Genomic DNA, 6,956 nt, shown 5'->3' on the forward strand with positions numbered 1-6,956 from the left:
GATAATCCCCTGAGGAACGAAGAAAGCGTTGAGTAAATTAATTCTTCGTGCTCTTCGTGTACTTCGTGGTGAATAAATCAAGCTACAATTGAAACGCTTATCTCTTCGGCTTTTGCCTCACCGCACAGCCGTGCAATCAGGCGCAGGGAGAACGCCACTGCGGTTCCCGCACCTCTACTGGTGATGAGAAAGTCATCCTCAACCACAGCGTCATTCACATAAACCGATGAGGGCTGCAGCGCCTCCATCTCAGGCTGACATGCAGGATAGGATGTAACCCGTCGTCCGCCGGTGATGCCGTAAGCAGCCAGTGCAGTCGGTGCGGCACAGATCGCGGCAATGGTTTTGCGCTCAGCCCTTAAACGCTCAACCAGAGCTTTTACATTGGCATCATCACGCAACAGATGTGCATTGGGCAGTCCTCCCGGCAGCACCACCATATCCCAATCCCGGTTTATCACATCAGACAGTGCGGCATCAGCCGCCATGGTAATATTGGAGCGACCAACCACCGCTTTGCCATCCAGACTTGCAGTACAAACCTCAACACCGGCACGTCTGAGCAGATCTACCACCGCGACAAACTCAACCTCTTCTACACCTGTAGTAAATGGAACCAGTACATTTATCATTACCTACTCCTCCTCTCTCCAGCCATCGGGAAATTCACCTGATGATGCCCAGTTCATCGCCTCCAGCATACGTGCTACAACAACTGCCTCTCGTCCTTCCAGCGGTTTGTGTAACATGGTGATGGACTCCTTGTGCAGAAGATTGAGATCCATCACCTCTTTCGGATAGGGGAGCAGACCAGCCTCTGCAAAAGAGATTCGACTGATCTGATCACCCTGCTGTTTTACAACCACCTTCTGGCGATCGGCATAGAGTTCAGGCTCCCCCTCCGCGCCCATAAAGATCAGTGATCGATTTTGTCCGAGCAGAGTGTTGGCACCTGCCATATAATCGGCATAAGGGGTATGAAAGAAACCGTTGAGCTGGCCTGCACAGCGCAGCGGATTCAACAGTCGTGCCACACTGTTGGCGAAAGAACGAACGCCAAGCCTTGGCCGCAGGCCATAGATGCGCATCAGATCAGGGCAAAGCTCTGCCAGATCAGTGTAAACAATGCCGTCAGCTGCCAACAGATCGGCAGCTTCAACCAGTGAACCTGCTCGTTGCACACCTGCATCTCTAAGCACCTGCCATGCCGTAATACGCCCATCAATCGCTTCAACACCGTGCACAAACACAGGAATACCGGCATCACGCGCCTGCAGTGCGGCCACCAGATAGGCGTGCCCCGCCCTGCGTTTGCCCGCATAACAGGGCAGATCAACCGCCCCTGCCGGTGCTACCGTCGTGCCAAAACCATCCATATGCAGACGTGCCGCTTCAACAAAACCGGCCAGCTCATCCGAGCACTCCCCTTTCATGCGCTGGGCAATCAGGAATGCGCCGAGCTGCAGCTCATCGGCATCCACAGCCAGAAGCTGATCAAAGACAAGCGTCGCCTCCTGCTGAGTGAGGTTTTGTGAGCCGTTTTTACCGCGTGCCACGCGAGAGATCAGGGGTGAAATATCCATATGCGACTTGTACCACATCACCCAGTTGCTATGCTAGCAACATGCACTTTCTCGTGATTCAACATCTCGATATCGAGCCACCCGCCCTGATCGGTGAGGTGATCAGAGCAGCAGGCCACAACCTGACCACAATTCATCTCGATCAGGGAGAGCAACTGCCCGCTTCGCTCGCCGACTTTAACGGCTGCATCATCATGGGTGGCCCGCAATCGGCCAATGATCAGAGTGATTACATCCGGGCTGAACTTGCATGGGTTAAACAGGCCCTTGCTGAAGAGCTGCCGATGCTCGGCATCTGCCTTGGCGCACAGATCATGGCCAGAGCTGCCGGAGCTCAAATCATACCCTCCCCTGTTCGTGAGCTGGGCTGGTTTCCGGTTTATCACACGGTTGAGAGTGAAGGTGATGCCCTCTTCGCTGCCATGCCGGAAGGGCTGGCTGTGTTCCAGTGGCACGGAGAAACATTCTCACTGACCGATGCCATGAAGCTTGTCGCCAGCCACCCGCAGGTGCCCGCACAGGCTTTCCGGCTGGGCAGAGGCCAGTACGGCCTGCAGTTTCATGTTGAAGTGGATGAATCGATTATCGAGGCATGGATTGCGCACGGTGAAAGTGAATGTGAAACCCTCGGCATCGAAGGTATCAGCCTGCTGCACAGAGAGACATCGCTCTACCTGGAATCGATGCAGCACTACTGCAGAGATATGGTCAGCAGCTGGTTAAAAGAGATCCGGGTTTAACTGCCAAGACCATCCCCTGTTTCACCATCTCATGCTTTAGCTTTTGCTATTTTCACCGATATTTACTTTTTAGGCATATATCCTGCTTGTAAGAATACGAGTACAGATTAAATCAGGGGGAAGGCTCTGCAATCGAAAATGAAACAGACGGCGCAATTTGCCGCCATGGTCAATGCGCTGAAAGCGATTCTCGGCGACGAGCATCCGTTGGCTATTGCTCAGTTGGCGCGCCATATCTGTCGGCAGGAGACCAAGCAGCCACTGGATAAAACGGTGGCTAACCTGTTGCACTGTGGCTACAGCATCGCCCAGCTTCTCTCTGCGCTGTTGCAGTGCGAAAGCAGGCGCATGAAAACACTCTTTTCCGGTCACTCTGCACTGCCCCTGAAGGTTCAGCTCGATGATCTGCGTCAAACTATCCACGCCTTTAATGAGATTCAGGATACGGTCATGGAGGTTGGCGAGCACTATCTGACAGATGCACAGGCACGCAATATTCGCGGTGCAGCACGTCTTCCCGACAATAGTGAAGATCGCATCTCCGAATATGATGGCATGAGCAGTGAAGAGATCGAAGCAATTCGCCAGCAGGCAATCACAGAATCGCTGGAGGTATGGTGCAAAAGCCGCAGCATTCGTCTGTTCAACCAGTTCCGGGGTATCCCGATTAACGCCTCAGCACATCTGCTGGGTAAAGGAAAAGATAAAATCCGAATCTCACTGGATCGTGAGGTGGCCAAGGTGTATGCCAGCCATCCCGAAAAAAACAGGGCATTCCTGAGCTGCCCCAATGGTGAGCAGCAGATCACCACCTCTATTATTAAATATGAACCCGGCAGCATCACCTTGCAGATGGAAGATGTCTCCCCCTCTTATGTCGAAAAACGGCGCAATCTGGGTGTTCAGGTTGCTGAAAACATCCGGGTTAAACTCTCCTATAAAGGCCGAAGCAGAGGCAAGGCACAACTGTATGATGTATCAATCAGTGGCTTTGGTTTTATTGTCCAACAGAGCAGTGATACACCTGTACCCAATAGTGGTGAAGAGCTCGATTGTGAATTCATGTTGAGCGGTGAGAGGATCAGGGCAAGCGGCTGGATACGCTGGCAACAGAATCATGATGGCATGTTGCGTCTGGGCATGGAGTTAAAATCAGACCGGGGCCTGCAACAGATTCTTCAACAGGAGATTTTCCGGCTGCAGCGCTCCATTATCGTGGCCATGAACGAGATCGATATCCCCAAAGAGCTGCGTGATGCACTGCCATCAAGTAGTACTACTCCTATTCCGGAAGCGTAAAAAGGTTCGTTACTGATTATTGGGAACAAGTTTTTTGATCCCCTCGCTAGCAGTCTGCCGAAACCAATATTCAAAATAATTGAGGCCCCTTAAACCTTGGCCCTCCTGTTCATTTCTTTTGATTCGGGCCGTCCAATGGCCCTCACCCTGCGGGCGGCTATTCGCCGTCCAAATCTACTATCCTGTAGCTTTGTGATTCAGGGCATCCATGGCCCTCACCCTGTGGGCGTGCTTCACACGTCCCAATCGACACTCCTATCGATTGGTGCCACCAAAGAAAGGACAAGTGAATAGTATTTCACTTACAGTGCCTTTGGTTTACTGCACTTCAATTTCAATGAACAAAAAAAGGGGCTCCCGATGGGAACCCCTTTTGCATGTAACGTATGAATCGACTTAAAACGGGATATCGTCGTCAATCGGTACATCGCCGAAATCAGGGGCACTGGCAAAGGGGTCATTACCCTTAGGCGCAGCATTGCCGCCACCGCCGCCACCATGCGTCGGGAAGCCGCCACCCTGATTGCCGCCGCCCTGTGAAGGGTTAGATGGACGAGGAGCACTGCCACCACCAGCGCCGCCGCCGGCACCACCGCCGAGCATTTTCATCTCGTTGGCACGGATCTCTGTGGTGTACTGATCCTGTCCCTCTTTATTGGTCCATTTGCGGGTCTCAATCTTGCCCTCAATGTAAACACGGGAACCTTTGGTCAGGTACTGGTTGGCAATTTCACCCAGTCGACCCCACAGTGTGACACGGTGCCACTCGGTCTTCTCCTGCTGCTCACCCTGTCTGTTCTTAAACTTCTCAGTTGTCGCCAGGCGCAGGTTGCAGACACAGGTACCATCCTGTGTATAACGTGTTTCCGGGTCAGCACCCAGATTTCCAATCAAAATCGCTTTATTCAGCATATTATCCCTCTCCAAAATTGAAGGTGTCACACTAGGCAGAGACCCATCAATTTACAATATAGACATGCCCACTTCCAGGACGGAAGTGCAAATCAAAAGTGCGCGAAGCAAACGATTGATTTGTGAGCCGCGCAAAAACCACGCTTTTTGTGCAGCGCCAGCTGAGAAATGCAGGAAGCATTTATTCAGCTTTCAATCAATTTCCTTCCACTTGATTGAACAGCCGATGGTCGGATGCTGCGGCTGTGGCGCATTCTCACCGGCCACCAGCAGCTCGGCTGCTGCAATAAGCTCCTCACGGGTCACCTGCTCCTCACTCTTCCAGTAGTCATCGATGCGACCGTGGTAGTAGAGCCGCCCATCTGCATTAAACATATAGAGATCAGGCGTACACTGGGCATCAAAGGCACGGGCTGCATCCTGAGTCTCATCGGCCAGATAGGGGAAATCGATCCCCCACTCGGCAATCTTCTCAGCCATGGCTGGTAAGCCATCAGCCGGATAATCGGGATGGATATTGGGATTCACTGCAACAGTGTTGATGCCCATCTTTCTCAGGGTAGCAGCATGCCGGATCAGGCGCGGCCAGACGGCAATGGCGTAGGGGCAGTGGTTACAGGTAAAAGCCACCAGCAACCCTTTTTCACCCAGCTGTGATGCCAGTGAAACATCACTGCCATCCACATCCTTAAGATTGATCTCCGGCATCTGCCAACCGGAATCCACATGTATTGAAGCAACCAGAGCCATCATTCACCTCTTATCGTTATATTAGTATCAATCATAAATTCAGGGACACCCAAAGTACCCAGTTAAACCTTACCAACTTAAAACGGCACCGCCACCATACCGCGTGCCAGCATCATCAGATAGGCAAATGTAGCAACTGCGGCAATAAAACAGCCCCGTTTCACCACTCTGCTACGCCCATACTTCAGCGCCACAGCACCGAGCACGATATAGAGCAGCAGGCCGCCAATCTTGGCTGCCAGCCAGTGCGAATCAAGAGGCGATATCTCCAGTAGAAATGCCATGATAATGCCGGAGGCAAGAAAAACCGTATCGATCGTGTCGGGCAGCGTGCGGCGCAAGAAACGACGCTTCAGCGGCCTGCCGACCCACATCATCAAACCGCGCCAGATGAACAGCGAAATCGAGATCAGCGCGCAGCCTGCATGAATTGGAAATAGTATAGAGATCAAATCTGCCCCATTTTATCGGTGTAATTTTTCCGCCCTAAAGCATCTTGCGGATTGAAAGTGCTGGACTATATTACAACCTTGCCGGCATTTCAGCCGGTTTAATCGAATTTCTGGGAGGAAACAATTATGAAACGCATTGCAATCGCAATGGCTGCAAGCGCTATGCTGGCAGCTCCGGCATTCGCTGGTGATCACGGTGGACACGCAAAATCTCACGGTGACGCACATGCCACTGCTGCACACGGCCCTGTTGCTGACAAAGTAATCAAAGCTCAGCGCAAAGCGCTGGCAAAAAGCACCAAAGGCGCAGGTTTCGGCCCGCAGTCACCACGTGACATTGATGCGCCAGCCGGTAACAACAACCGCATCTTCAACGAGGCTCCGGCTTCTACAGCGATGAACCTCTGCAACATCCACTTCCACAAAAATGCTGAGCATAAAGGTGGCGAGTTCACCACTTATGCAGGCAATGGCGATGGTCATGGTTACCTGAGCGGCTACAAATACAACGGCACCCTGACTGCTGCTGAGCTGGCTCCAGCCAAGCATGAGATCTGCCCGAGTGCACACGGTGCCCTCTCATCAGGTGATACCATTGAAGTTCACTACGTTCACTCTACTGCTGACATCAAACCTGGCCCGACGCTGGGTTCCTGCCTGAGCGAGTCTATCGGTAACCCGCAGCTGCGTGTTGAGACTCAGGTTTATGTTCTGGTTAACGACAAACATGCACTGGACTTCGGCAAGCTGACCAAACACAAAAAGGTTAACGGTCTGCATCAGCCAACCGGTATCCCATCCAACACCGGTACCCCTGTTCAGTACGAAGGTTCTACCACCGGTCCCGGCTACAACGAGAAAGGTTCTCCGTATCAGGTATCATGGAGCGTTCGCCCACAGGTTGCCAAAGTCGACATCAACACTGTTGGCAAGTGGTGCAAAGGCAACACCTTCAACGAAGATCATGCACACGGTGTACGTAACCTTGTACAGAACAAGAATCTTCTCTCTACCATCGACTGATCAGCGTTACATCGATCTGGTTCATAAGATCAAAGCCGTCTCCCTCGGGAGGCGGCTTTTTTATTACCACTGTCCCGTCCTGAAATAAGTTGACACAAAAAGGACTTATTATGGGAAAGGAAGAAACAGCAAGGCGCAGACGAAGTCAGCGTGATTATACATTGGGCTTTAAATTGAGCATTGTCGAACAGGTTGAA

At 52.1% G+C, this 6,956-nt stretch carries 8 protein-coding genes; 3 read left to right on the forward strand and 5 right to left on the reverse strand.

What is annotated here, in order from left to right; all coding sequences use genetic code 11:
• Positions 1–77: 77 nt before the first annotated feature.
• Positions 78–632, reverse strand: a complete 555-nt coding sequence (locus F3F96_RS06785; protein ID WP_176962492.1) for a DJ-1 family glyoxalase III — start codon at positions 630–632, stop codon at positions 78–80.
• A 3-nt stretch (positions 633–635) separates the two neighbouring features.
• On the reverse strand, positions 636–1,583 hold the full coding sequence (locus F3F96_RS06790; RefSeq protein WP_176962493.1) for an anthranilate phosphoribosyltransferase: 948 nt from the start codon (positions 1,581–1,583) through the stop codon (positions 636–638).
• A 41-nt stretch (positions 1,584–1,624) separates the two neighbouring features.
• Between F3F96_RS06790 and F3F96_RS06795 the strand changes: the two genes are divergently transcribed.
• Together F3F96_RS06795 and F3F96_RS06800 are read left to right on the forward strand one after the other, a co-directional pair.
• Positions 1,625–2,323 (forward strand): type 1 glutamine amidotransferase, encoded by a 699-nt coding sequence (locus tag F3F96_RS06795; protein ID WP_176962494.1) that lies wholly within the window; start codon positions 1,625–1,627, stop codon positions 2,321–2,323.
• A 138-nt stretch (positions 2,324–2,461) separates the two neighbouring features.
• Positions 2,462–3,622: a PilZ domain-containing protein gene (locus tag F3F96_RS06800; protein ID WP_176962495.1), complete on the forward strand. Its 1,161-nt coding sequence runs from the start codon at positions 2,462–2,464 to the stop codon at positions 3,620–3,622.
• A gap of 396 nt (positions 3,623–4,018) precedes the next feature.
• On the opposite strand, the gene F3F96_RS06805 is transcribed toward F3F96_RS06800, so the two are convergent.
• The 3 genes from F3F96_RS06805 to F3F96_RS06815 all read right to left on the reverse strand — a co-directional run bounded on the left by F3F96_RS06805 (position 4,019) and on the right by F3F96_RS06815 (position 5,736).
• Positions 4,019–4,534, reverse strand: a complete 516-nt coding sequence (locus F3F96_RS06805; protein ID WP_176962496.1) for a single-stranded DNA-binding protein — start codon at positions 4,532–4,534, stop codon at positions 4,019–4,021.
• Between the two features lie 192 nt (positions 4,535–4,726).
• On the reverse strand, positions 4,727–5,284 hold the full coding sequence (locus F3F96_RS06810) for a thioredoxin family protein (protein ID WP_176962497.1): 558 nt from the start codon (positions 5,282–5,284) through the stop codon (positions 4,727–4,729).
• Between the two features lie 77 nt (positions 5,285–5,361).
• The gene (locus tag F3F96_RS06815; protein WP_176962498.1) at positions 5,362–5,736 is read right to left on the reverse strand and encodes a SirB2 family protein; all 375 of its coding nucleotides are present in this window, start codon (positions 5,734–5,736) and stop codon (positions 5,362–5,364) included.
• A gap of 126 nt (positions 5,737–5,862) precedes the next feature.
• Between F3F96_RS06815 and F3F96_RS06820 the strand changes: the two genes are divergently transcribed.
• Positions 5,863–6,759: a delta-class carbonic anhydrase gene (locus tag F3F96_RS06820; RefSeq protein WP_176962499.1), complete on the forward strand. Its 897-nt coding sequence runs from the start codon at positions 5,863–5,865 to the stop codon at positions 6,757–6,759.
• The last annotated feature ends 197 nt before the right edge of the window (positions 6,760–6,956 follow it).

The sequence above is a fragment of the Mariprofundus sp. NF genome (assembly GCF_013387455.1).
Taxonomy (GTDB): domain Bacteria; phylum Pseudomonadota; class Zetaproteobacteria; order Mariprofundales; family Mariprofundaceae; genus Mariprofundus.

Bases quoted from the DNA above. Each gene is read 5' to 3' on its own strand.
- F3F96_RS06785 (WP_176962492.1), bottom strand. From the start codon at position 632: ATGATAAATGTACTGGTTCCATTTACTACAGGTGTAGAAGAGGTTGAG.
- F3F96_RS06790 (WP_176962493.1), bottom strand. From the start codon at position 1,583: ATGGATATTTCACCCCTGATCTCTCGCGTGGCACGCGGTAAAAACGGC.
- F3F96_RS06795 (WP_176962494.1), top strand. From the start codon at position 1,625: ATGCACTTTCTCGTGATTCAACATCTCGATATCGAGCCACCCGCCCTG.
- F3F96_RS06800 (WP_176962495.1), top strand. From the start codon at position 2,462: ATGAAACAGACGGCGCAATTTGCCGCCATGGTCAATGCGCTGAAAGCG.
- F3F96_RS06805 (WP_176962496.1), bottom strand. From the start codon at position 4,534: ATGCTGAATAAAGCGATTTTGATTGGAAATCTGGGTGCTGACCCGGAA.
- F3F96_RS06810 (WP_176962497.1), bottom strand. From the start codon at position 5,284: ATGGCTCTGGTTGCTTCAATACATGTGGATTCCGGTTGGCAGATGCCG.
- F3F96_RS06820 (WP_176962499.1), top strand. From the start codon at position 5,863: ATGAAACGCATTGCAATCGCAATGGCTGCAAGCGCTATGCTGGCAGCT.